This window comes from Zobellia uliginosa (assembly GCF_018860745.1).
In the GTDB taxonomy this organism is placed as follows: Bacteria; Bacteroidota; Bacteroidia; order Flavobacteriales; family Flavobacteriaceae; genus Zobellia; species Zobellia uliginosa_B.
In genome coordinates, this window is record NZ_JAHKPY010000003.1 from 1,125,036 (window position 1) to 1,150,614 (window position 25,579).

Genomic DNA, 25,579 nt, shown 5'->3' on the forward strand with positions numbered 1-25,579 from the left:
ACCTCTTAAATACTTTAAATGGCAAGCTTAAATAATAAAACGGTTTGGATTACAGGAGCATCTTCAGGAATTGGAGAAGCCCTGTCTTACGAATTGAATAAAAAAGGGTGTAAACTTATCTTAAGTTCCCGAACAACCAAAGCCTTGGAAAAAGTAAAAAATAATTGCGAAAGACCAAGTAACGTTAGCATACTTCCATTAGATATTACCGAATATTATGAAATGCCAGCAAAAGTTAAAAAAGCAATTACTGCATTTGGTTCTGTAGACGTTTTGATCAATAATGCAGGTATTAGCCAACGTTCTTTTATAGTTGATACAGATTTTGAGGTTTACAAGCAATTGGTGGATATTAATTATCTAGGGACCGTAGCGTTAACTAAAGCTATTCTTCCTTACTTTATTGAGCGCCAAAAAGGCCATTTTGCTACTGTTACCAGCCTTATGGGGAAATTTGGTTCTCCCGTACGCTCAGGCTATTGCGGATCCAAACATGCACTTCATGGTTTTTTTGATGTATTGCGAATGGAGCATGAAAAGGATCATATCTTAGTGACTTTGGTGGCTCCCGGCTTTGTACAGACAAATATTGCCAAAAATGCATTGGTTGGTGATGGTAGTGCCAGGGGTCATGAAGATACAGATAATGCTAACGGATTAACAACAGTTGACTTTTCAAAGAAAATGATTAAAGCGATAGAAAAGGAAAAGTATGAAGTATATATGGGCGGAAAAGAAATTTTAGGAATTTACCTAAAACGATTTTTTCCTAAATTACTGCATAAAGTAGTCTTACAGAATGCAGCAAAAAAGTAGAATACTAACAGAAGTTAAACCAGTAACGCACTCCGTCTTCTGCGGTTTTATCAATATTAAGTGTAGTTTGCAACTGATTTGCCAAACGGTTCATTAATCTAATACCCATAGATGAATTTGCTCTCTCATCCGTATCATCCGGTAGTCCAATTCCGTTATCCGAATACTCAAAATACCCTTCTTTCTCGCCAATTTTACGAATATGGATGTAAATTTTTCCGTTTTCATCATCATCTGGAAAAGCATATTTAAAAGAGTTAGAAACAAGCTCGTTAAGCATCAAACCAAACGGAATAGCCCTATCAATATCCAGCTCAACACCTTCGGCGTCTACTGTAATATTAATATTGTGGCCACCTTTCTTATAAACGGATTGAACGCTATTGATCAAACTCTCTATATAACTTTGCATTTCAATAACCGAAAGGTCCTCGTTTTGATACAACTTCTGGTGGATCAAGGCCATCGCCTTCACCCTACTCTTACCCTCTTCCAGTGCTTCTATGGCCGCTTTACTTCTTGTATTTTTAGTCTGCAAACTTAAAAGACTAGAAACCATCTGTAAATTGTTTTTTACTCTATGGTGTATCTCTTTTAAAAGAGAATCTTTTTCTACCAAAGAGTTTTCAATAATATATTTCTGCTCTGCAATAAGACGTTGGTTCTTTATACTTTTTAAATAGGCATAGACCAAGCCGGCAAAACCTACGAGTGTGAACAGTAAAGAAATAAGAACGAGATTAATATTCCTTTCTTTTGCCATCATATCAACACGGGATTTTTCCAACGCTAATTTTTGTTCTGCTAACATGGTCTGGGAAACCGCAAGGTCTTGCCCCATTACAGCTCCCAATTGTTGTTTTCTAAGCTCGGACTCATTGTTTAAAATAGAATCACGGACACGAATATTCTTTTTATAGTAAAGTGAAGCGTTTCTATAATCCTCGGTCTTTTCATAATATAAAGCCAGAAGCCTATTCTTACGCAAAAGATTTGTAGTCGTTTTTGTTTCCAGATTATCACTTAGATAATCTGTTGCCTTTTCATAATTTTCAAGCTGTAGATAACACTCGGAAATTGCTAGGCTATTTTCTGTGATTTCTGATGAAAGTTCTTTTGTCTTATACTTTTTTAAAGTATTGATGGCGCTTTCCAAATGCGGAATGGCCTCTTTATACTGTTTTAGGTCTACATGACATTTTCCTATATTACCCTCTATTATGCCTTTAAGAAGATTTGCACTCTCTATTTCCTTTTCAGATTTTTTACGGGTAATAAGGTTCATAAAAACATCTATGTAACCTTTTGCTTTCTTATAATGGCTTAAAGCTGTTGGAGCAGACTCATCCAATCTCAGGTAATTACCCAAGTTATTGTAATATTCTGCTTGAGCATAAAAATCATTCTCCTCAACGGTCTTTTTTACATTATCTATATAATGCTCCATTGCTTTTCTATACATCCCTAAGTTCGCATAGATATCGTAAAAAGCTACATTATCATTTATTTTTAGTTCTTTTTGCTCTTTACGAATTTCAATTTGTTGAGTGTACATGGTTAATTGCCCGTAATTGTCATCCATAATGTCTAACAATTTCGACTTCAGATAAATATCCAAATCTTCTTTATCCGTATATAGCTCCTTTGCAATGGCCAAACTCTTATCAAAGTCTCCTAAATCGTAATAAATTCCGGCTTGTATAAGTTTGTAGCGTTCTATTTCGGCGGAATCATCATCTTTGATAGCCGCATTTAGGTATATGTTTACCTCGTCTAGCCAATCATAGGTAGAAGTCTCTTTGTATTTATCTAAAGCATTAAAAAAGAAGGTGAGTTTTTCGTCCGAACTTTCAATTTCCTTAAACTGCTGAAACAGATTCTTTTGTGTGTCTTTCTCCTCCTGTGCAGATATAGCAAAAGAGATAAAAAAAATCGCCCAAACAAAAATGATATTTTTAAAGTAAATGTTGTTCATATATCTAAATGGAACAAAATCAAATAATATTTTGTTCTGTTCATACTAGGTTATTAGCTCAGCCATTGATATTACGTTTTAACACGCACGAAAACAACATTTTATCAAATTATTGGCTACTCTAAGCTAATCTATTTAATTGGTTATTTAGTCCATTTATCAATAAAATTATAAAAAAGGACTGGAACAAAATAATCTATTCAACGAACTCCGTAAAATAACTTTAGTACGCCTCCATTTTCTTCTATTCTTCGCTCTACTTTGTGTTGGTTGTTATACCACTAAAGGCTTAAGAACTGATATGAATTGTTCTAAGACAATTTCTAAACAATCCGCTTCTTACTAATATCAATATAACTAAAAAGGAACCTTATCTTGGAAGAAAAGGCTCCTTTACGAGAACACTATATGAAAATGAAAAATCGTATATATCTTGTTTTAAATATCATCTTTTTAATACACAGCCAAACTATAGATTTATGGGTGAAAACGGAAAATAATGTTGTGAAACCCTCAAAAGTTGTGGTGAAAGCTACTTTTAGAAAGCAAAAAAGGGAAACATTAGAAATGTTTCCCTTTTTAAAATATTATTTTAAGTACTAAGAATTCATTGCCGAAATTATGAATTCCTTGAAATCTTTTGATATTGGTATAAGTGTATCCTTAATCATGATATCTTTTGAGTTGATAGCATCTATATGATCTACGTTAACGATATATGATTTGTGCGCTCTGTAGAATTTATTCTTAGGCAATTTTTCTAAATAATCTTTTAAAGGAGAACGAACCAAAAACTTCTTATCAACTGTATTGACCTCAAGATATACATTATCAGCTTTGATGAATCGGATATCACTAAACTGAATGCGGTAATATAAATGCTGCTTCTTTACAAAGATAGAATCCTTTAAAACCGTATTTGACATCGGAACATCTTCCTCATTCTCAACAACAGCGGCAGATTTATCCGATCTAGTAAAATTAGAAAGCGCTATTTCTATTGATGTATACAAATCCTGCTGTTCAAAAGGTTTTACCAAATAACCGTTTGGTTTTACCATTTTAGCATTCTCTACCGTAGCTCTATCTGAGTTAGAGGTTACAAAAATGAAGGGTATATCATAATTTGCACGAATATGCTTGCCCAAATCAATTCCTGTCTTGTCAGAGGCCAAAATTATATCAATCAAAACAAGATCAACATGTTGCGTTTTTAGCACCTCTTCGGCTTGTTCATAGACAATAACATTGTCCACAATCTCATACCCTATTTCTTCGAGCATGGATTGCATATCATCGGCTATGATTACATTATCCTCTACGATTAGAATTCTAATTGGTTGTTCCAAAATGGCTAGTATTTAGTAGGTTCATATTTTAAATTTACAAAAAATTATTACAACTGATATACATCAGTACTGACAAAAGAAAGGTGCTTAACGCCAACTTCTTTAATTCAGGATCCATTTGATTACTTCTATCTGTGGCGTGCACTCTTTTCATATGAAAGAAAATAGGTGCAAAGGAAATTAAAGGTAAAAAAATTCGCCAACCTTTTAAATTCAATATTGAAAATATTAGAATACTCAGGAAAGCTACTATTAGCAAAGAATAGTGATAAATTTTTCCTTGTTGAAAACCAATATAAACTATAAGCGTATTCTTATTTGAATTTTTATCTGATTCGTAATCGCGTAAATTATTAAGGTTTAAAACTCCAACACTTAAAAGTCCGATTGCCACTGCTGGTAATATTGAAACGGCATTCAGTTGCTTTGTGTAAAGAAACATAGACCCCATTACCGCCAGCAATCCAAAAAAAAGAAAAACGAAAACATCTCCCAATCCTCTATACCCGTATGCCGAAGCACCAACTGTATATTTTATTGCCGCCCAGATACTTGCCGCTCCAAGAATCAGAAATAGGATGGGATACATCATATTTTCGAATCCAAACGCAAAATAAACAAGAGCAATAACAAGTATAAAATCTATAATTATGGAAAAAATTATACCTTCCTTTAACTCTTGTCTGGATATACTGCCGCTTTGAAGCGCCCTTTTAGGTCCTATCCTTTCTTCATTATCCGTCCCCTTTACGCCATCACCATAATCATTGGCAAAATTAGAAGTCACTTGGAAGCCTATAGTTGTAAATAGAGCTAAAATAAAAACTACGGTATCTTCAAAACCATATAAATTAGCTAAAGCCGTACCTACTACTATACCTGACACGGATAATGGTAGAGTTCTTAACCTAGCCGCACTTATCCAAGAACTAATATTTGTCAAAATTACTGCGGGGATTCTATCTGTATTCTTTTTCCTTCTTTATATGATGCTACAAAAGCATCCTGAAAACCTAAGTCCACCAATTGTTCGCGAAATTTTTGAGCCTCTTCCAAAGTTTCAAAATTACCTAATGAATATGAATAGAATGGATTGGTTTTTACAAAAATAGTGTTAGTAAGTGCTTCAGAGGCCAAAGTCATATTGTTATCTACAAACGACTTAATTTGAACTGAGTAAATCTTTTCTTTCGCTAAAAATTCTTTAGCTAAGTAAAACTCTCTCACTAAACTCAATTCCTCGTTTTGTTGCTTTAAATTATCAATCCTAGATTTAATAGCGTCCAAACTATCTATAGAAACAAGAAGATTACTAGGACTTTCAAAGTTATTGGAAACACTTCTTCCTGCAGTGAAAGAAAAGACAATTAAACCGCCTATAAGAAACAATGCTGTTACACCTGCAAGAAAATTACGCTGTACTTTCTTCCTTCTAAGTTCTTTATTTTTAAACTTAATTTGATCTAGAAGACGTTCGTTTATAATCTGCGCCTTGTCTATATCTTTGTGCAACTCCAGTAAGTCGCTTTCTTCTATAAATGGCATATTATTTTTTTACGAGGTTACACTGTTAAAGTTAACCAAAATACCGAAAGATCGATGAACTGCACTCTCAGAATGTTGCAAAATTACCGTTTTCTGTGGTATAGATTATTATTTACGATGTTAAAAACTTTCTGCTCACCAATAAATCTGACTCAACAATTATAAAAGCGCCTTGTTTTTAATTAGATGCGTGTATACCATCTTCCTTAATAACAATTTTACGCTCTCTATACAATGTGCCCACACCTTTTTTAAAGGTTTTCTTGCTCATTTGCAATTCTCGCTTAATGAGTTCCGGATCTGATTTATCGTGAAGTGCTAAGTAACCTCCATGGGCCATTAGCTTCTTATATATCGCTTCTGCCGCTGGTTCCAAAAGCTTTTCACCTATGGGTTGTAATGAAACATCCAATTTATTATCTGGCCTAATGTTCTTTATATATCCTTTGGTTCTATCCCCAACGGCAACATGTTTGTAAATTTCATTAGAATACACCAACCCTTTATGCTGATCATTTATTATGACTTCCCAGCCTAAATCCGTTAGACGGGTAAAGAGTAATTCTACTTCTTCCCTTTCTCGAACAGTAAGGTCATCATTACTAAGAAACTTATCTATCTTGTTTGAACCAACTAGTCTAAAAGAAATATCGTCCATGTAGCAACGTACCACGTACCATTGCCCTTCTTTCATCTTATCTCGTTGTTCGCTAAAAGGAACCAATAGGTGTTTCTCAAGACCCCAATCCATAAAGGCCCCTATTTTATTTACCTCGGCAACCTGCAAGAATCCAAACTTATTCCTAATTACATTTGGCGTTAAGGTAGTGGCTATAGGTCTTTCTTCATGATCTAAATAACAGAAGACCTTTATCGTATCGCCAATATCAATAGCTTTTGGTACATACTTGTTTGGCAAAAGGATTTCTGTTCCTGTCTTACTTCCCAAAAAGAGCCCAACACTAGTATCTCTTAAAACCTCTAGCTCGTTGTAATTTCCTAATTCGATCATAACTGCAAAAGTAACTTTAAAATCTGGGTATAAAAAAACCGCCTGCTTAATAAAGTAGACGGTTAGAATTACATTTTAAAATCTTACTTAGTATAAACAGAAGCTTTTTTAAAGTGCTTACAAAGCATGTAATAAATTACTGCTCTGTGCTTGTTTCTGTTAGAAGAACCGTACTTTTCTACTACAGACTTCACAGCTTCCATTAATTTGGGGTCGTCAGACATACCCAATTTTTTCATTAAATAATTTTTCTTAACAGTTTCTAATTCTTTTTCATCAGAACCAGAAACTTTAGAAGCATCGATATTATAAATCGCCGGACCTAAGCCCACAGTCACTTTTGTCAGAAGATCCATATCTGGAGCCTCTCCAAATTTATCTTTGATGTCAGCTGCATACTTCACAATTAAATCGTCTCTTTTACTCATAATAGTTAGTGTTGAAAATGTTAATGGTTTATGTTAATGACTTCGAAGATATAAAATCAAAATAACCGAGCAAAATTTTGTTGTTGATAAATCTTGGCGTATGGACCTCCAAGATTTTTGGTTTTTCAGATTTTTCGTAAAAATCTTTGAGCCTGTCATTCAGACTAGTTACCCCATTTACTAACATATATTCAAAGCCAAATTGAGCGCTTAAGTGTTCCACATTTTTGTTGTGAGCTGTCTCGAAAAAAGTGGCGAAATTTTCTGTTTCTTCTTGTCCCGGTAAAATCCTAAAAATGCCACCTCCATTATTATTTATGACTATAATTCTAAAATCTGGACGGATGTAATTATTCCAAAGTCCGTTGCTATCGTAGAAGAAACTTAAATCTCCTGTAATCAATAGCGTAGGAGTTTTAGCATAAATTGCAGAGCCAACCGCTGTAGATGTACTGCCGTCAATTCCACTCGTTCCTCTATTACAAAAAATCTTAAGAGAAGGGTCTAAATTAAACAACTGAGCATACCGGACGGTTGAACTATTTGCCAATTGCACATTGTAATTTTCAGGGATGCTTTTCAGAATCCAATCAAAAGCTAACATGTCTGAAAACGCAATCTGATTCATGTAGTCCATCCGCTTTAATTCGTACTGCAATCTTCTTTCATTCCAATAGGCAAAATAGTCACCTTTTTTAGGCCTAATTAAATTTATAAACTTTCCAAAAAAACTATTGGCATCTGTTTTAAAGTGGTGTGTTAAGCAAAAAAAGGTGTTAAACGCCTTTAATTCATCTATATGCCAATGGTGCTCAGGTTTATATTCTCTAAGAAAAGCCTTGATTTTTTTTGACACAACTAATCCTCCAAATGTTAACAGTATCTGAGGTTGCAATTTTGTAAATAACAAACTAGGTTCAGAACTCTTTTCAATGGGGGCAACAATACTATCAATACTCGTAAAAAAATTAGGATGATGAAGATTAGATGTGGTTTCTGTTAGGAGAATTACAGAAGGGTCATTAGCCAATGTATCTAAGAATTGCTGCTCCACGGCATTTGGAGGATTAACGCCCACGAGTACCATTTTTTTTGCGGAGGAATTCCAAACATCTGCATAAGATTGTATATCTGATGTTTTAAACTTGTCTTTCTTTTTTGCAGGAATTATTAAAGCTTTTACAGAAGGTTCGCTAATTGTATCATAGAGCGGTTCTTCAAAAGGAACATTAATATGAACAGGCAACTTTTTTTTAAGTGCCATATTCAAGCTGATATTCAGTTCTTTATCATTAAAATCTTGAGTTTCTTGCTGAGCATCTTCTTTTTTCCCTTCGGATAACCATTCTGGCTTATACTTACCGACCCTTTCTACAGCATGAGCAATATCCTGTTTTAAATTTGCAGAATAGCCAATATGCCTATCAAAAACATTGTCTTGGCGAATGGTTTGACCGTCCCCAACATCAATTTTATAAACAGGCCTATCTGCTGAAATCACAACTAACGGAATACCACTATAGAATGCTTCTGCCACCGCCGGGTAATAATTTAACAAAGCACTTCCTGAAGTACATACCACGGCAACGGGCTCATGTAATTGCTGTGCTATACCCAATGCAAAAAAAGCGGCACTGCGTTCGTCTACAACGCTGAAACATTTAAAATAAGGGTCTTCGCTAAAATCAATCGTCAGCGGTGCATTTCGTGACCCGGGAGAAATTACAATATTTTTTATCTTTTTCGCCTTGCAGTGTTGTACTACCAATTGAGCGGAGGGTATGCTAGAGTATCTCATGAGTTACAAAAATACAACGGTTGTATTTCTTAAACCAATCTTGTTTAAATTACTCTGTAGCCATTATCACCTTAAGCATAGTCTTACTCTTAGCGACCGTCTCGTTCCACTCTTTTTCAGGGTCCGAGTCTTTAGTAATTCCGCCACCAACATAAATCTGCAGGTTACCCTCCTTTAATTGCATACAACGCAAGTTCACAAAAAGCGTGGTGTTTTTAGAAATTGAACGGTACACATTATTCTCCGTATTCCTTGGGCGATTGTTTCTATTCCTTTCGGTCTTAAAATTTAATTCGCCTAAAAAACCGGTATAAAATTCACGGTCATAGTTTTCTTCCTTTAAAATAAATGCTTTTGTTTTCTCTTTGGGCATGCCACAGACTGCAGGTGTTGGGTGAAGCGCTTTTACCACCTCTCCAAGTTCTTCTTGCTTTGCATTTCCAAATATTTTGGTTCTAAGATGCATTAAAGAACCGGCCCTTACGGTTTCTGTTGGCATTCGTTCCAAGTCTGAAACCTTACCCTCCAATGCTTTAAGAATATAATTTGTTACCAACTGCTGTTCATCCAGTTCTTTGTTGCCCCAAGTAGGGTTTTCGTCGTTACCGTAATCTTGGGTGCCTGCTAATGACATAGTCGTTAGTTTTCTATTGTGCATGGTCAATAAAATTTCAGGAGTTGCCCCAAGCCACATCCCTACCTTTGGGTGATACCACAAATAACAAAATGCGGTTTTATATTGATGTAAGAGTGTCTGAAATAAAACTAAAGGAGAAGCATCGGTTTTGATCTGTATACCTCTAGACAGCACTACTTTATCAAAACTTCCTGCCTTGATTTCGGCAATACCTTTCTTTACTAATTCCAGATGAAAATCCTTTTGTTTTGTGTCTACGCCTATCTCAATGTTTTGTGATGGCGCATTAGCTTCTTCCGGGAAATAAGGAAGATTAAGAATTTCATCTGACTTCAAAAGTACGGCACCTCTATCGGAATCAAATGGTGCAAAAACAAATCCTGTTTCTGAATAGTCATTAAGATGATGCAACTCTTCATCTTCTTGAAAAATGGCAGTAATGCCTTCCTGATTAGGTTTACGATAGGCTACAAAAGGTAATTTATTCTCTAGGTGAGATTCAATTTTTTGAAAAAAATCCAAGGGCATCAATTTTTCTTTGGTAAAGCTATTGTGGTCAATTTACAGAACGAGACCAGTTTACCTTCTTCATTTGTAATCTTAATTTCCCACAGCTGGGTAGTTCTTCCTTTATGCAAAATAGTAGCTTTGGCAAACACATCGCCATCACGAACACCTTTAACATGGTTGGCAGAAATTTCAATACCTCGTATGGAAAATTGCTGTGCATCTAGAAAAATATACGAGGCCATACTACCTATACTTTCCGCCAAGGCAACCATAGCTCCACCGTGCAAAACCCCATCTGGTTGGTGAACTCGCGAGTTTACCGGCATCTTTCCCACCAAAAAATCTTCGCCCACATCTACATATTCAATTTGTAGGGTCTCCATCAATGTGTTTTTTGAAGATTCATTGCAAACCTTCAGTATTTTTTCCTTGTAGGCGTCCATATCTACTATTTTTTTCAAAATTAAGCATTACGTCATCAATAAAAGCCATTACTTTTATAGAGATTTTTGTTATATGGATTATTCTGAAAATACGGTTTCTTACACCACCACTAATAGCTATGCTACGTTAAACTCGCTAACAAGTCAAACTAAAAACGTTTGGATCGTACTGCATGGCATTGGTTATTTAAGTCGATATTTCTTAAGGTATTTTGATGAACTGCCGCCTGAAGGAAACTATATTATTGCACCTCAAGCACCATCAAAATACTATTTAAACAATACGTACAGACGTGTTGGAGCCAGCTGGCTTACTAAAGAAGGTACAGAACAAGAAACACAAAATGTTTTGGCCTATCTAGATGCGGTGTATGCCGCACAAGAGTTTCCGGAAAATTGTAATTTTATAATACTTGGGTACTCACAAGGAGTTTCGATTGCCACAAGATGGGTAGCTCAAAGAAAGATAAAGTGCAATCAATTAGTGCTTTATGCTGGAGGTATTCCTAATGAATTAAAAGCATCTGACTTTAGTTTCTTAAAAGAAAATCACACCAAGGTGACTACACTGGTTGGTGATACAGATAAATATATAACTAAAGAGAGACGGGAAACCGAATCAAAAAAAATAGAACATCTATTTGGAGGAAAGGCCCAACAAATTTTCTTTGAAGGCGGGCACGAAATAAAAAAAGAACTCATCCTAAATCTAGTATAATGAACAAAACGCTTGTTTTAGAAAATGAATTGGTGAAGCTTGTTCCATTAAAAAAAGAACACAATAAAGAACTCTGGCCAATTGCACAGCAAGTAGACCTTTACAAATATGGTTCTAATGATGTCTCTACAATTCAAAAATTAGAGAACTATACAGAGACCGCTTTGACCGAAGAAAAGCAGAAAAAATCTATTCCTTTCGTTATTTATAATAAAATAACCAACGATTGCATAGGTAGTACCCGTTTTGGTCATATTGACCATAAAAACAGAGTATTACATATTGGTTGGACGTGGATTTCTCCAGTCTCCCGTGGTACTGGTTTTAACCATCAAATGAAATTCTTGATGTTAAGCTACGCTTTTGAAAAGATGAATTTTGAAAAAGTGGAATTCCGAATTGATGAGCGAAACATACGTTCTAGAAAAGCGGTAGAAAAATTAGGGGCGAGTTTAGAAGGAATCCTAAGAAAGAACGTCATCACCAAAAGTGGTTTCAGAAGAAGTTGATGCTGTTATGGAATTTTGAAAGAAGAATGGAACGATATTAAACAAGCAAAATTTAAAGACTTTATATGAATCAAGCCATAGCACAAGTAACCCTAGTAGTTAAAGATTATGATGAAGCCATTGACTTCTACACTAATAAATTAGGCTTTAAATTGGTAGACAACATTCAATTAGATGATAACAAAAGGTGGGTTACGGTATCTCCTCCCAGTCTAAACGGGCTTTCATTACTGCTCGCAGAAGCCACGAATGAGGAACAGAGAAAGGCCATAGGTAACCAAACTGGTGGGCGTGTTTTTCTATTTCTGCACACCGATGATTTTTGGCGAGATTACAAAAAAATGAAAGACCAAGGTGTAGAATTCAACGAAGACCCTCGTGAAGAGCCCTACGGAACCGTTGTCGTATTTAAAGATTTATACGGAAACCTCTGGGACCTTATCGAAAGAAAATAGTTTGCTAAAATCTTCTATCCGGAGAAAAGGCATCGATATTCATTGATGTATTGCGGCCATCTACTATTTCAGAAACCAATTTACCAGTAGCTGGTCCTAGACTCCATCCCATCATAGCATGACCCGTAGCGAAGGTTAAATTAGTCCAATTGGAAGATCGCCCAATATAGGGAAGTCCGTCTGGCGAAACTGGGCGCAATCCTGTTTTTACACTCGCAATTTCATTTGCGTTTATATCTACGGTAGGATAAAAGTTTTTTGCTCCACTGGCAATAGCCATAACTCGCTCTTTTCTAACAAAATCGTTGTTGCCAGAAAACTCCATTGTGCCGGCAAACCGTGTGAAACCATCCATTGGTGTGACCGCCATTTTTGACTCCATAAGAATAGCAGGAATGGATATTCCTGTGGGCCTTGCAACATTTATACTATAGCCCTTACCTCCTTGCAGAGGTAAGTCCATCTTAATTTTTTTAGCGATACTGCCACTCCATGAGCCGGCTGCAAGTATTACTTCATCTGCAGTATAACTAGCTTTTGAAGTTTTAATCTCCTGAATACGATTTCCTTTTACTTCTAAATCCAGAACTTCTTCATTCGTTCTAATCTTTACTCCTGCGCTTTTTAGATAAGCGACTATCTTAGGCATAAACTGAGTTGGCGTAGAATGTGCATCACATTCATAGTGAATAGCTCCTTTTGCATCTATAGCGACCTCCGGTTCTAGTTCTGCCAATTGTTTCTGATCTAGTTCCTGTACTTCTAGGCCAAGAAAACTGGCTTTTTTGGCCACATCTTTCTCATGAAGATAAGCCTCTTGAGTTTTATAAAGCATCAATAATCCTTTACGCTCCAATTGAAAATCTCCCAAATCACCCGAAGCTTTTATAGCCCCAAAAAGTTCTCTACTCAGAACATTGATGTCTTTAATAATAGGAATAGCTTTAGCCACTTTTTCTTTGGTAGATGATTTATGAAAATACCATGACCATTTAAAGAACTCGGTATCCCATCTAGGTTTCATATAAAAAGGACTAGCAGAATTAAACATCATCTTAATACCCTTGGCAATCATGCCAGGCGATGCCAGTGGAATAATGTGACTAGGAGTAATGTAACCTGCATTTACAAACGAAGCTCCAGATGTAATATCAGATTTATCTATTACCGTAACATCATGACCTTCCTTGCTTAAGAAATATGCAGAACTTAACCCCACAATTCCTCCTCCTACTATGATAACTTTCTTACTCAATTCTTCTTTCTGTTTTATATAACCTGAAACCCATGTGCATAAGGGTCGTCGTCATCAATTGTAATGGTATTATGGCCGTATATTCTGGCCCAACCTTGAATGCTGGGGTAAATAGCTTTCTTACCTTCTAAAAGAGTCTCCTCTTCTACTCTACCTGTAAACTTTGAACCTATGAAGCTTTCATGAATGAACTCCTCTCCTATTTTTAATTTTCCTTTGGCGTACCATTGTGCCATTCTCGCTGAAGTTCCCGTGCCGCAAGGCGATCTATCTATCGCCTTATCCCCATAGAAAACAGCATTACGAGCGGTTGCTTCGGGAGAAATAGTATCTCCTGTCCACAAAATATGACTTACGCCATTAATGGTTTTATCCTCAGGATGGACGAATGCATTGGGATATTTTAAATTTATTTTATCGCGGATTTCTTGACTCAACTGAACCAGCTTTCCTGCTGAAAAATCTTGAATACCTGAAAAATTTAACTGTGGGTCTATTATGGCATAAAAATTACCGCCATATGAAACATCAAACACCAATTCACCTAAATCAGAACTTTCAATCGTTAAATCAGTAGCGGCCAAATATGATTTTACATTTGTCAATTTTACCCAATCTACTTTATTTCCTGTCTGCTGATAGGTGATTTTTACCAGACCGGCTGGGGTTTCCATTCGTATTTCACCCGCCTTTTTCGGTTTTAACAAACCTTCTTCAATACCTATGGTGATGGCTCCAATAGTTCCATGACCACACATAGGCAGACACCCACTGGTTTCTATAAACAGAATACCAAAGTCATTTTCAGGATTTGCTGGTGGATAAAAAATGCTACCACTCATCATATCATGACCACGAGGCTCGAACATTAACCCTTTACGAATCCAATCGTATTCTTTTAGGAAATACTGACGTTTTTCACTCATGGATGCACCTATAAGTTCAGGTCCTCCCTTAGCTACTACCCTTACTGGGTTTCCACAAGTGTGGGCATCAATACAGGTGAAAATCCGCGTCGCCATAATTCAAATAGTGCTACATGTTCTAATCTTACTCAATTTTTTTATTGGTATGCTCACTGTCCACAATTCGCATTATCGCGAGCGGATTCCCATCTTGTAATTCTTCAGGAAGTAATTCTTGTGGCCAATTTTGAAATGAAACAGGTCTAACCCATCGCTTCACAGCTGATACTCCAACCGAAGTAAAACGGCTATCCGTACTGGCAGGAAAAGGTCCGCCATGTTGCATAGAGGGACAAACTTCTACTCCTGTTGGAACACCGTTGAAAATTAATCTTCCAACTCTTCCTTTTAAAGCGTCTACTGCTGAACTGTGTACTTTTAATTCGTCAGGACTTCCAAGAACGGTACCTGTTAATTGTCCTTCCAAACGGTTCAAAACTTCTGTCAACTCTTTTGAATCGGCACATCTTACCACAATGGAAAATGGCCCGAATACTTCTTGATGTAGTTTAGGGTTCTTTAAAAAATTAGCGCCATTAACGGTTAGCACTTTCTGTTTTGCATAATTTGGTGCTACTACCTTTTCATATTCTGCCACAACATCAGCACCACCTTGACCTGAAAGCTCTTTTTTACCTTTTTCGTAGTTATTATAAATGTTTGGATGCAACATACAAGAAGGCTCCAATTTATCTATTTCTTCACCTAAAGCGTTTATAAAAACATCTAGCGATGTGCTTTTTATTCCCAAAATTAATCCTGGATTAGTACAAAATTGTCCAGCTCCCATCATAACCGAACTGGCATATTGTTTAGCCCAATCCTGACCTTTTTCACGCAAAGCCGAAGGTAAAACCACAACAGGGTTTATACTACCCATTTCAGCAAAAACCGGAATAGGTTCTTTTCGTTCGTTAGCCAATTTATAAAGCGCCGTACCACCTTTAATACTTCCTGTGAAGCCTACTCCTTTAACTTTAGGATGAAGCACCAACTGTTGTCCCACCTCAATACCACTACTATTCAAATTAGAAAAAATACCGTCAGGCATACCCGTGCGCTCCGCTGCTTTAATTACTGCCGAAGAAACCAGTTCTCCAGTACCAGCATGCATAGGGTGACTTTTTACAATTACCGGACAACCAGAAGCCAAAGCACTTGCGGTATCACCACCCGCAGTAGAAAATGCAAACGGAAAATTACTTGAACCAAAAACAGCTATAGGGCCAATAGGAAGCAACATTTTACGTAAATCTGTTTTGGCCATTGGCTGTCTATCTGGTTGGGCCGTATCTATCGTAGCCTCTACCCACGAACCTTCTTTTAGCAATTGAGCAAAAGCCCGCAACTGCCCCATAGTACGCCCACGTTCACCAACAGCTCTACCTTCTGGCAATCCAGACTCTTTACAATACGCCCTTATCAATTCATCACCAAGAGCTTCAATCTCTTCTGCTATAGCTTCTAAAAATTCTGCTTTCTTAGCTCCTGAAAAGTTTTTGTAAGTCTGAAAAGCTTCGTGAGCTTTACCCACAGCCTTATTTATTTCCTCCTTTGTGGCCTCATAAAAAGTCCATTCCGTTTCCAAATTAAGCTTTGGGTCAAAGGTTTTATATGTATCACTTCCAATAGATGAAAGCTCATTTCCAATATAGTTTTTTCCTGTAATCATAGTATGGTATTTCTGCTCTTTAAAATAGGCATGAAGCTACTATATTTGGGGTTAAGCACCAAGAATTTACTAGAAAGACTTTTACTCACCAAATAACTTCAACAAGCTTTTTTTATACACGTAATTGAAAAAATCCACCTAAATTTCAATGAGATTACGCCAACTGCTTATTTAGTACAGTCAAATTTTTATAATCTGGTAATTGAGGTCTACTTTTTAGCCCGTCTTGTATTACTTTCAAAACCCTGTCTCGTTCTTCACCTTGCAATGGAAGTCTTGGTTTTCTCACAATTTCGGTACCAATGCCTGTAGCAACTTCTGCCAACTTAATATTCTGAACCAATTGCGGACTTATATCTAGCTCTAATAATGGTAGGAACCATCGGTAAATCTCAGTAGCCTCTTTAGCATAACCAGCTTTGGCCAGTTCATAAATAGCAACGGTCTCTGCTGGAAAAGCACAAACAAGACCTGCTACCCAACCATCGGCACCCATAAAGAGACTTTCTAAAGCTAATGGGTCTACTCCCGTTAAAATGCTTAAATCGGCACCAAATTCATTACGCAAACGTCCAATATTTATGATATCTCTTGTTGACTCTTTTACCGCCGTGATGTTTTTTAATTCAAGTAGTTCTTTAAACATGCTTACGGTTACTTCAATTTTGTAGTCTACAGGATTATTATAAATCATAATAGGAAGCTCGGTACTACTGGCTATTTCTTTAAAATATTGAACGGTTTCATTATCCGTAGATTTATAGCGCATTGGAGGAAGAATCATAAGTCCGTCTGCACCGCTATCTTCAGCATCGTTAACCGCTTGAAGGGCAACTTTCGTTGCCTGTTCTGCAATAGTCATTATTACCGGAATCTTACCGTCAACTATTTGAATTGTTTCTTTTATAAGTACCTTTTTTTCATCTGCAGTCAAAGTACTTGCCTCACCAAGAGAACCTCCTAAAACAATTCCGTGAACCCCAGCTTCTACTTGAGCTTCTATATTGGTACGGAACATCTTTAGATCAAGCGTATCATCTTCATTAAATTTTGTAGTCACCGCTGGCATAACGCCTTTCCATTCAAATTTCATTTGGTCAATTTTTAATTACACCCTCAAAATTAATAGAAGAAAGTGAGTACTAATTAGAGCATATTATCAAAATTATATACTATATTATCCATCATTAAACCAATATACCTACTATTTGACTTAAATACGCTTAATTTATACAATGAAAGTACATCCTTTTCAAATTCCAAAACCGCTACACCAGAATCTAATAGTTCAGGTAGACCGGGAGATGGTTTTCTATGATAAACTGCATCAGCATGCAGAAATACAACTGACTCTAATTGTTAATGCAAAAGGAAAATTGATTGTTGGCGATAGCATTCACCCATTTGAGGATGGCGATTTTTTTGTGATTGGTCCTCATAGTCCGCATTTATTCAAAAATGATAGTATAGATGAAATAGCCCATAGAATTTCATTATTCTTTACGGAAACTACTTTTGGAGAATCATTTTTTGAATTACCAGATTTGGAGGAGTTGCACCCCCTTTTTAATGTTTCAAAAGAAGGCTTTAAGGTTTTAGGAGATACGAAAGATATTGAAAATGCTATGAAACAGCTTCCAAATTTGCAAAAACTAGATCGTTTCATTTGCTTTTTCAATTTACTGAAAAACCTGTGTTATGCAGATAAAAAAACCTTGACAAACTTTGTGTCTTCAAAGAAAATGGGGAGTTCCCAAGGAGAACGTATGCAAACCATTTTTGATTATGTAGTAACCAACTTTCAAAATGAAATTGATTTAAATACAGTATCTAGTAAAGTACATATGACACCCAATGCCTTTTGTAAATTTTTTAAACAGCATACCAACAAGACTTTTTTTCAATTCTTGATAGAGCTTCGTATAGAGCATGCGTGTCAATTATTAAATCGAGCAGACGACCAAAATTCCATTCTAGAAATTTCAGAACAATCCGGATTTTCATCGATTTCTAACTTCAACAGACAGTTTAAAAAATTAAAAGGTGTGATTCCGTCACGATTTGCTGCTCAACATAAAAAGTCTACTTAAAGCGGTATTTAGTTCTTAGTAACACCAAATTTATAGGTACAATATGACGTATATGTTTCTCCCGGGTTTAATTGTGTACTAGGAAATTCAGGATGGTTAGGCGAATCTGGAAAATGTTGTGTTTCTAAACAAAAAGAACCTCTGCGCTCATAAACATTACCACTTTTACCAATATCAGAGCCATCTAAAAAATTACCTGTATAAAACTGGACTCCAGGTTCAGAAGTATAAACCTCTAAAGTACGACCGCTAGTAGGCTCTACAACCCTAGCTGCAAAAGTCAAGCCTTCGCGGTTTTTAGGCACTTCACTTAGAACTAAGTTATGATCGTAACCATTACCCAATTCAATTTGGTCATAATCAGTTTCAATATCCTTTCCTATAAGTTTTGGTGCTCGAAAATCAAAAGGAGTACCTGCCACATCTCTCAATTCTCCAGTTGGAATCAAGCCCTTATCCACCGGCGTGAATTTATCGGCATTCAATTGCACCACATGATCATAAACGTTACCCTTACCTTCTCCTTTAAGATTAAAGAATGAATGATTGGTAAGGTTTACATACGTGGGCTTATCCGTCTTTGCTTCGTAGCTTATTTGTAATTCATTATCATTTGTTAGTACATAACTAACCCTAACCTCTAGATTACCAGGGTAACCTTCTTCCATATCAGGAGATGTGCGGCTAAAGCTAATTGCATTTTTAGACTGTTCCACAACTTTCCAAACTACACTTTCAAATCCTACTTCTCCTCCATGAAGGTGATTTTCATTGTTATTTATAGCTAAATCATACAATTTACCATCTAAAGAAAATTTTCCTTTAGCAATACGATTTCCATATCTACCGATTGTAGCACCATAAAAATTCTTTTTCGCCCTATAGTCTTCTAAATTATTAAAACCCAGCACTACATCTTCAAAATTGCCATCCCTATCAGGTATATATAATGAAACTAAACGTTGACCGTAGTTCGTAAAAGTAACCTCCATTCCATTGGCATTGGTCAGAGCATAGAACTTTACCGAATCTCCTTCTATAACTGTAGTAAAATCTTGGGGGTTAATATTCTTCTCGTATTTTGCTTTTGGCAGCTCGGAAACGGATTCGGTCATTTTTTCTTTTTTAATTTGATTACAGGAAAGGTTAATGGTTCCTGCTAAGCTACAGGCTATTAGTAGTTTTAAAATTCTCATATCAATAAGTACATCTGGATTTGGTCAAACCTCAGGCAAGTTAACTAAAAAAGTAATAAACCAACACACGTAATTATTGCCTAGCCAGCAGACCTGTTCTATTTGTTTTCGTTAATTTTGGGAACTTTTGAAAGCATAACTCATATAACATGAAAAAACTCATTATCCTTGCCATAGGATTGGCTATGGCCTGCAACTCATCACAAACAACTGTTTCTGATGGCGATAAAAACGCAGTTGCCAAACCTACCAGTACCCCTGAAACTTTCGCAGAAACTATTACCGAAAGTGAACTTAAAGAACACCTTTACACCTACGCTTCCGATGAATACGAAGGAAGGGAAACCGGGAAACCAGGTCAGAAAATGGCTGTAGAATACCTAAAGGCACAGTATGAAAAAATGGGTATTCCTGCCGCACAGGAAAACGGAAATTATTTTCAAACAGTACCGCTTCAAGTCAGCCAATTGCCTTCTGGCTCTCTTACAATTGATGGTAAAGAGTACCCACTAGGAGACGATTTCCTTACTTTTTCTAAAGCAGAAGGAACTTATGATAATATTATCTACGTTGGCTATGGTATTGAAGAAGGTGATTATTCCGATTATAAAGATATTGATGTTAAGGACAAAGTGATCTTGGTTAAATCTGGTGAACCAATAGCTGCTAACGGAAACTACCTTTTATCCGGTTCCTCAGAAAAATCTATCTGGAGCAACATGTCAGAATCTTTAGGGAAACGACTAGAGCTAGCTACTTCCAAAGGAGCTAAAGGCATTCTTTATTATGATGAAACTAACTTTGCACGTTTTAAAAGTAGGTTTGAATGGATGAAGACCAACGAAAGTGGGAGAATGGAACTGGCCAAAGACAATTCTGATGCGTTTTTTAACTTCTTAATCGATGCAAAATTGGCAAAAGCAATTTTACCAAGTATTTTATCTGATAACAAACCGAAAAGTTTAGCTAAAAAACTTACTGTTGATGTCAAAAGTGAAAATGGCGATATTGAGTCGGAAAATGTAGTTGCTATTTTAAAAGGTTCTGAAAAGCCTGACGAATACTTAGTGATTTCTTCTCACTTGGACCACATTGGTATTACCGCAGATGGGGAAATAAACAATGGTGCGGATGACGATGGTTCTGGAACCGTTGCCCTTCTAGAAATTGCACAAGCTTTTAAAAAAGCTGCCGATGCCGGACAAGGACCAAAACGATCAGTAGTTTTTCTACATGTTACAGGTGAAGAAAAAGGACTATTAGGTTCTCAATACTATACAGATATAGATCCAATATATCCATTAAAAAATACAGTTGCCAATCTTAACATTGATATGATAGGCCGAATTGACCCAGAACGTGAAGGTGACCGTAATTATATTTATCTAATTGGCTCCGATAAGCTTAGTACAGACCTCCATGAAATCTCGGAAGCTGCCAATGACAAATACACCCATATTGAGTTAGATTACACCTATAACGATGAGAACGACCCAAACCGGTTTTATTATAGAAGTGATCACTATAATTTTGCAAAAAACAACATTCCTATTATCTTCTATTTTAATGGAACGCACGCAGATTACCATAGGCCCGGAGATACACCGGACAAAATAAATTATGACCTGCTAGAAAATCGTACTCGTTTGATTTTTTATACAGCTTGGGAAGTAGCGAACAGGAATGACCGTGTTGTGGTAGATAATGCCGCCAAATAAAAAATGTATATTTTTAAAAAACCTGCCCTTAGCGGCGGGTTTTTTTGCACCTAAGTTTTCCGAAACCAATTAAACCAAAAAAGCCCTGTCAATTAAGACAAGGCTTTTTATTTTGGGGTGGAAGACCGGTTTCGAACCGGCGACCTCTTGAACCACAATCAAGCGCTCTAACCAGCTGAGCTACAACCACCATTTGTAAGCGGTGGCAAAGATACTTTTTTTCATGTAATTTTTCAAAATAAAACTACTGTTATTTTTACCTGCTCACTACATTATCTTATAGAACGGATTGATACTGAATATATAATGTTCAATAAAAATTTTAAAAACATCGATAAAATGCATCTTACAATCGTTAAAACACACAATTTTTAGCGTTTCACAACAAATTTTAGAATAATCTGCATGGTCTAGATACTTTAGATGGATAATTAATTTTATAAATGCTTTTTGTCAAACCGCATTTTTCAACCTCTAAATTACTGCCCAAAATATGCACTTTGCTCTTTGGGTTACTTCTATTATGTACCGTAAATATGAGTGCGCAACATGAGTCTAAAGACAGCTTGCAAACACTCATAAAAGAATTAAGAAGCGCCCCTGATTTTTCAATTAAAGATACCACCCATATAAATTTACTAAACAATTTGGGTCGTGAATTACGGTTTTTTAACACAGATAGTCTTTTATTGCTCTCACAACTCGCTCTTGATTATAGTAAATCTTCTAATTACAAAAAAGGAGAAAGCTATGCTCTATTAGGATTGGGCAATTACTATTCGGATCAGGGTAACCATACCAAAAGTATGCTCTACTTTAAAAATGCTCTTTCCATGAGTATTGTTTTAAAGGATATAGAATTGAGATTAAGGGCACAAAACAACCTTGCTTCTGAATTTGCTTATATAGGAGACTATGCAAAATCATTAATTTACTACTTAGAAGGTATAGATCTTGCAAATGAAAACGATGACAAATTCTGGCTATCTATATTTAATGAAAATGTAGCTAACCTATATGCATCACAAAATGATTTCGTTCAAGCATTAGAATTCTATAAAAAGGTTAAAAAGATAAATGAAGGCTTAGGAAATGAATCAATTTCTGCTGAAACCATGAGTAACATAGCCTCTATTTATGCAGATACCGGAGAACTAGAACATGCAATGTACAATGCTAATACCAGTATAGCCGTTTTTGAAAAAACAAAAAAAATGGAGTGGCTTGCCTATGCTTATGCCACTAAAGCTAAAATCTATTTAAAAGACAGCAAATTTGAATGGGCCCTCTACTGGTACAGACAAAGTGAAATGCTCCATGAAAAAATTCAGGACGATCGTGGTGAAATTGAAATGCTCAATGGTATGTCTCAAGCCTATTTAGGCTTAGGCAATGACGCAATGTCCGAAACATATGCGTTAAATGCTTATGCTATCTCTTATAGAATTAAAGACATGGAGGGTTCTAAGCAGTGTGCCAAAACATTGTATCAGATAAACAAGAACAAAGAAGACTATACGGAAGCCTTAAAGTACCACGAGATATATCAATCATTATCCGACACCCTATATCGAAATGAAAATAAGAAGAGTCTAACCATGCTTAAAACCAAAATGGAGCATGAAAAACAGAAAGTAGACCTTATTAAAGAAAACACCAAGCAACTAGACACACAAAGAGCTTATGTAAATGTAGCCTTGGGCATTCTTTTAATTTTTATTATCGTAACACTATTAGTTTTCAGAAGTGAGAAAGTTCAAAAGAACTTAAATTCAGAACTTCAGAAAAAACAAGAAGATTTAAAACTGAACGAACTTGAACTACATGAAATAAATCGTACAAAAGATAAGCTGTTTTCTATTATTGGTCATGACCTTCGCGGACCAATAGCAGCTTTTCAAGGCCTTTTGAAACTGTTTAAAGATGGTGAAATAGAGCAAAATGAATTTATGGGTTTTATGCCAAAACTCTCTAATGATATAGACCATATATCCTTTACATTAAACAATCTATTAACATGGGGTCAAACCCAAATGAACGGAGCTGTTACTAAAGCAGAAGTAGTGGCTTTGGAGACGGTGGTAAAGGAAAACATTGACTTATTATCAGAAGTAGCAAAGAACAAATCCATTCGTCTTATAAATCATTTGGAAGCAAAAACATTGACGTGGTCAGATAGTAATCAAATAGATATTGTTATTAGAAACCTCATCAGTAACGCCGTAAAATTCACCCCCGAAAACGGTATGGTAACTATTACCGCCATTGAGAAAAAGGACCAATGGCAAGTCTCTATTCGTGATACCGGTATAGGCATGAACCAAGATACCATCGATAAAATATTTTCAGATAATTCTACCTTAACGACCTATGGTACAAATAATGAAAAAGGTACCGGCCTAGGACTATCCTTATGTAAGGAAATGATAGAGAAAAACAACGGCAAAATCTGGGTAGAAAGCCTATTGAGAAAGGGAAGTACCTTTCATTTTATTCTACCCAAAGCTAAAGACAAATACCAAAGGACCGCTTAAATAAGATCGTCTATATTACTAACTGCAACAAAACGTTCTGTAGTAAATCCTTCGGCATACTCAACTCCTACCAATCTTCCCAAATCCTTTGCTCTGTAGTTGACACTTTCAATAAAGTTCTTACTGCTTATTGGTGTCTCTGGTTCTTTGCTCATGGGATCATGAAATTGAGATGAATAGGCTAAAATAGCTTCAGTTTTCTTTTCAATAAATTCTGAAACATCAACAACAAAATCGGGTTCAATATTTTTCCATTGAATATAATGGTAAACTACCTTTGGTCTCCACTTTGCCTGGTTTGCTTCTTTACCCTCTGCCTGAGTTTCAATCTTTATCAATCCACTTAAAAAACAAGCATCACTCACTAATTTGCTACCTTTTCCATGGTCTATATGACGATCATCTATGGCGTTACACAATACCATATCCGGTTGGTATTTACGCACCATTTTAATAACCTCTAATTGGTGTTTCCTATCATTTACAAAAAAACCATCTGCAAAACCTAAATTTTCTCTTGCGGATACCCCAAGAATCCTAGCAGCTGCAGCAGCTTCACTATCCCTAATTTCCGCAGACCCCCTGGTACCCAATTCACCTCTTGTCAAATCTACGATTCCTACTTTTTTTCCGTTTGCAATGGCTTTGGCAATAGTTGCTCCTGCACCAAGTTCTACATCATCTGGGTGCGCACCAAAGGCTAATATGTCTAATTTCATTCTTTTTAATTGAGTATTGTTCTTCTTTAAGGGCTAATGAAATTAACTAGTCGTAACTGTAGTACCTATCCTTACTTTTTCTAAAGCATGTTCAATATCCGCAATTAAATCTTCCGGTTCTTCTATACCCACAGAAAAGCGAATTAGACCATCTTTGATACCTTGTTTCGCTCTTTCCTCTGCACTTAACAATGAGTGAGAAGTTTTGGTTGGAGAAAGTACGGTGCTTTCCACACCAGCCAAACTCATGGAAGGTTTTATCAACTGTAGTTCTTTTTGAAATTGGGCCGCATCATAATCTTCATGCAACTCAAATGATAACATACCTCCAAAACCGGACATTTGCGCTTTTGCCAATTCATGGTCCGGGTGACTTTCTAAACCTGGGTAGTATACTTTGGTAACAGCATCATTTTTATGAAGGTATTCTGCCATACGCTGAGCATTCTCATTTTGAGCTTTTACCCGTATTCCCATGGTCTTTAAACTTCTTTCCAAAAGCCAGACCGTATAATCACTAAGACTACCACCAAAATTCTTGGCAAGTCCAAATATGCGTTTGATATTTTCCTCGGATGATGCAACAGCACCTGCCAGAATATCAGAATGGCCTCCCATATATTTCGTAGCACTATGCACAACCACATCAATTCCAAAATCGATAGGATTCTGATTCACCGGACTAGCAAAGGTATTATCAATCATAGAAACTAGATTGTATTTCTTAGATAGCTTTGCGATGGCATCTAAATCGGTTATCGTCAAAAGCGGATTAGAAGGTGTTTCTATGTAAATGACCTTTGTATTGGATCGTATCTCTTTTTCAAAATCTTTGGCTTGCCATCCTTCGGTAAACGAATATTCTATACCAAATTTCTCAAACTCTTCTACAACAAGATTATAAGTTCCCCCATAAAGTACCTGCTGAAGTACAATATGATCACCAGCTCTAAGAAAAGCCATTAAGGTTGTTGTAATAGCTGCCATTCCGCTTCCGAATATAAGACCGGCTTCTGTATGCTCTAATGCAGCAATCTTTTTACACAAGGCCTCTTGGTTAGGTGTATTAAAGTACCTAGGATACCTTTTTACATCTACATCTTCAAAAGCATACGAACTACTCATGTAAAGCGGTGAAACGGCTCCTTTAAATTGTTCATCTTTAACTTCGCCCACATGGGTACAAATTGTATTGAGGCCTATTTTCTTTTGCTGCATATTTACCTAAATTTTAG

At 36.3% G+C, this 25,579-nt stretch carries 23 protein-coding genes and 1 tRNA gene; 7 read left to right on the forward strand and 17 right to left on the reverse strand.

Annotation, left to right across the window (positions count from 1 at the left end; genetic code table 11):
* Positions 1-18 precede the first annotated feature (18 nt).
* The gene (locus tag KO521_RS08670; RefSeq protein ID WP_215939494.1) at positions 19-816 is read left to right on the forward strand and encodes an SDR family oxidoreductase; all 798 of its coding nucleotides are present in this window, start codon (positions 19-21) and stop codon (positions 814-816) included.
* Positions 817-820: 4 nt separating this feature from the next.
* On the opposite strand, the gene KO521_RS08675 is transcribed toward KO521_RS08670, so the two are convergent.
* The 9 genes from KO521_RS08675 to KO521_RS08715 form a co-directional block, all read right to left on the reverse strand.
* Positions 821-2,791, reverse strand: a complete 1,971-nt coding sequence (locus KO521_RS08675; protein ID WP_215939495.1) for a sensor histidine kinase — start codon at positions 2,789-2,791, stop codon at positions 821-823.
* 599 nt (positions 2,792-3,390) lie between these two features.
* Complete coding sequence (locus KO521_RS08680; RefSeq protein WP_215939496.1) at positions 3,391-4,140, reverse strand: LytR/AlgR family response regulator transcription factor; 750 nt, start codon at positions 4,138-4,140, stop codon at positions 3,391-3,393.
* Between the two features lie 34 nt (positions 4,141-4,174).
* The gene (gene menA, locus KO521_RS08685) at positions 4,175-5,083 is read right to left on the reverse strand and encodes a 1,4-dihydroxy-2-naphthoate octaprenyltransferase (RefSeq protein WP_215939497.1); all 909 of its coding nucleotides are present in this window, start codon (positions 5,081-5,083) and stop codon (positions 4,175-4,177) included.
* A 2-nt stretch (positions 5,084-5,085) separates the two neighbouring features.
* The gene (locus tag KO521_RS08690) at positions 5,086-5,685 is read right to left on the reverse strand and encodes an SPOR domain-containing protein (RefSeq protein WP_215939498.1); all 600 of its coding nucleotides are present in this window, start codon (positions 5,683-5,685) and stop codon (positions 5,086-5,088) included.
* Between the two features lie 178 nt (positions 5,686-5,863).
* On the reverse strand, positions 5,864-6,697 hold the full coding sequence (locus KO521_RS08695) for a CvfB family protein (RefSeq protein WP_215939499.1): 834 nt from the start codon (positions 6,695-6,697) through the stop codon (positions 5,864-5,866).
* An 83-nt stretch (positions 6,698-6,780) separates the two neighbouring features.
* A complete protein-coding gene (locus KO521_RS08700; protein WP_215939500.1) occupies positions 6,781-7,125 on the reverse strand; it encodes a DUF2853 family protein in 345 nt (114 codons plus the stop codon).
* A gap of 28 nt (positions 7,126-7,153) precedes the next feature.
* A complete protein-coding gene (menD, locus tag KO521_RS08705; RefSeq protein WP_215939501.1) occupies positions 7,154-8,923 on the reverse strand; it encodes a 2-succinyl-5-enolpyruvyl-6-hydroxy-3-cyclohexene-1-carboxylic-acid synthase in 1,770 nt (589 codons plus the stop codon).
* Between the two features lie 49 nt (positions 8,924-8,972).
* Entirely contained in the window at positions 8,973-10,088 is a 1,116-nt protein-coding gene (locus KO521_RS08710) for a chorismate-binding protein (RefSeq protein ID WP_215939502.1), read from the reverse strand.
* Complete coding sequence (locus KO521_RS08715) at positions 10,088-10,513, reverse strand: PaaI family thioesterase (protein WP_194552638.1); 426 nt, start codon at positions 10,511-10,513, stop codon at positions 10,088-10,090. The genes KO521_RS08710 and KO521_RS08715 overlap by 1 nt, the downstream gene beginning before the upstream one ends.
* Before the next feature lie 73 nt (positions 10,514-10,586).
* On the opposite strand from KO521_RS08715, the gene KO521_RS08720 reads away from it, so the two are divergent.
* From KO521_RS08720 to KO521_RS08730, 3 genes are all read left to right on the forward strand, one after another.
* Entirely contained in the window at positions 10,587-11,231 is a 645-nt protein-coding gene (locus tag KO521_RS08720; RefSeq protein WP_215939503.1) for an alpha/beta hydrolase, read from the forward strand.
* Positions 11,231-11,740, forward strand: coding sequence for a GNAT family N-acetyltransferase (locus KO521_RS08725; RefSeq protein ID WP_215939504.1), 510 nt, complete (start codon positions 11,231-11,233; stop codon positions 11,738-11,740). The genes KO521_RS08720 and KO521_RS08725 overlap by 1 nt, the downstream gene beginning before the upstream one ends.
* Positions 11,741-11,805: 65 nt before the next feature.
* Positions 11,806-12,195 carry a VOC family protein gene (locus tag KO521_RS08730; RefSeq protein WP_215939505.1) on the forward strand — a complete coding sequence of 130 codons (390 nt, stop codon included), beginning with the start codon at positions 11,806-11,808 and terminating at the stop codon, positions 12,193-12,195.
* A 4-nt stretch (positions 12,196-12,199) separates the two neighbouring features.
* Here the strand turns inward: KO521_RS08730 and KO521_RS08735 are convergent, their stop codons facing one another.
* From KO521_RS08735 to KO521_RS08750, 4 genes are all read right to left on the reverse strand, one after another.
* Positions 12,200-13,450, reverse strand: coding sequence for an NAD(P)/FAD-dependent oxidoreductase (locus KO521_RS08735; protein WP_215939506.1), 1,251 nt, complete (start codon positions 13,448-13,450; stop codon positions 12,200-12,202).
* A 14-nt stretch (positions 13,451-13,464) separates the two neighbouring features.
* Positions 13,465-14,472 carry a 4-hydroxyproline epimerase gene (locus KO521_RS08740; RefSeq protein WP_215939507.1) on the reverse strand — a complete coding sequence of 336 codons (1,008 nt, stop codon included), beginning with the start codon at positions 14,470-14,472 and terminating at the stop codon, positions 13,465-13,467.
* 28 nt (positions 14,473-14,500) lie between these two features.
* Positions 14,501-16,087 (reverse strand): aldehyde dehydrogenase (NADP(+)), encoded by a 1,587-nt coding sequence (locus tag KO521_RS08745; protein ID WP_215939508.1) that lies wholly within the window; start codon positions 16,085-16,087, stop codon positions 14,501-14,503.
* A gap of 154 nt (positions 16,088-16,241) precedes the next feature.
* On the reverse strand, positions 16,242-17,180 hold the full coding sequence (locus tag KO521_RS08750; protein ID WP_215939509.1) for a dihydrodipicolinate synthase family protein: 939 nt from the start codon (positions 17,178-17,180) through the stop codon (positions 16,242-16,244).
* 142 nt (positions 17,181-17,322) lie between these two features.
* Here KO521_RS08750 and KO521_RS08755 point away from each other — a divergent pair, with 142 nt between their 5' ends.
* Entirely contained in the window at positions 17,323-18,177 is an 855-nt protein-coding gene (locus KO521_RS08755) for an AraC family transcriptional regulator (RefSeq protein ID WP_215939510.1), read from the forward strand.
* 8 nt (positions 18,178-18,185) lie between these two features.
* Here the strand turns inward: KO521_RS08755 and KO521_RS08760 are convergent, their stop codons facing one another.
* Positions 18,186-19,373: an aldose epimerase family protein gene (locus KO521_RS08760; RefSeq protein WP_215939511.1), complete on the reverse strand. Its 1,188-nt coding sequence runs from the start codon at positions 19,371-19,373 to the stop codon at positions 18,186-18,188.
* A 149-nt stretch (positions 19,374-19,522) separates the two neighbouring features.
* Between KO521_RS08760 and KO521_RS08765 the strand changes: the two genes are divergently transcribed.
* Positions 19,523-21,091 carry a M28 family peptidase gene (locus KO521_RS08765; RefSeq protein ID WP_215939512.1) on the forward strand — a complete coding sequence of 523 codons (1,569 nt, stop codon included), beginning with the start codon at positions 19,523-19,525 and terminating at the stop codon, positions 21,089-21,091.
* 113 nt (positions 21,092-21,204) lie between these two features.
* On the opposite strand, the gene KO521_RS08770 is transcribed toward KO521_RS08765, so the two are convergent.
* Positions 21,205-21,281: transfer RNA gene (locus tag KO521_RS08770), tRNA-His, on the reverse strand.
* A 346-nt stretch (positions 21,282-21,627) separates the two neighbouring features.
* Between KO521_RS08770 and KO521_RS08775 the strand changes: the two genes are divergently transcribed.
* Entirely contained in the window at positions 21,628-23,625 is a 1,998-nt protein-coding gene (locus KO521_RS08775) for a tetratricopeptide repeat-containing sensor histidine kinase (RefSeq protein ID WP_252729947.1), read from the forward strand.
* Here the strand turns inward: KO521_RS08775 and bshB1 are convergent.
* Positions 23,622-24,344, reverse strand: a complete 723-nt coding sequence (gene bshB1, locus KO521_RS08780; protein WP_215939514.1) for a bacillithiol biosynthesis deacetylase BshB1 — start codon at positions 24,342-24,344, stop codon at positions 23,622-23,624. The two genes, KO521_RS08775 and bshB1, sit on opposite strands and share 4 nt — an antisense overlap.
* Positions 24,345-24,386: 42 nt before the next feature.
* Entirely contained in the window at positions 24,387-25,562 is a 1,176-nt protein-coding gene (locus tag KO521_RS08785) for a trans-sulfuration enzyme family protein (protein ID WP_215939515.1), read from the reverse strand.
* Positions 25,563-25,579 lie beyond the last annotated feature (17 nt).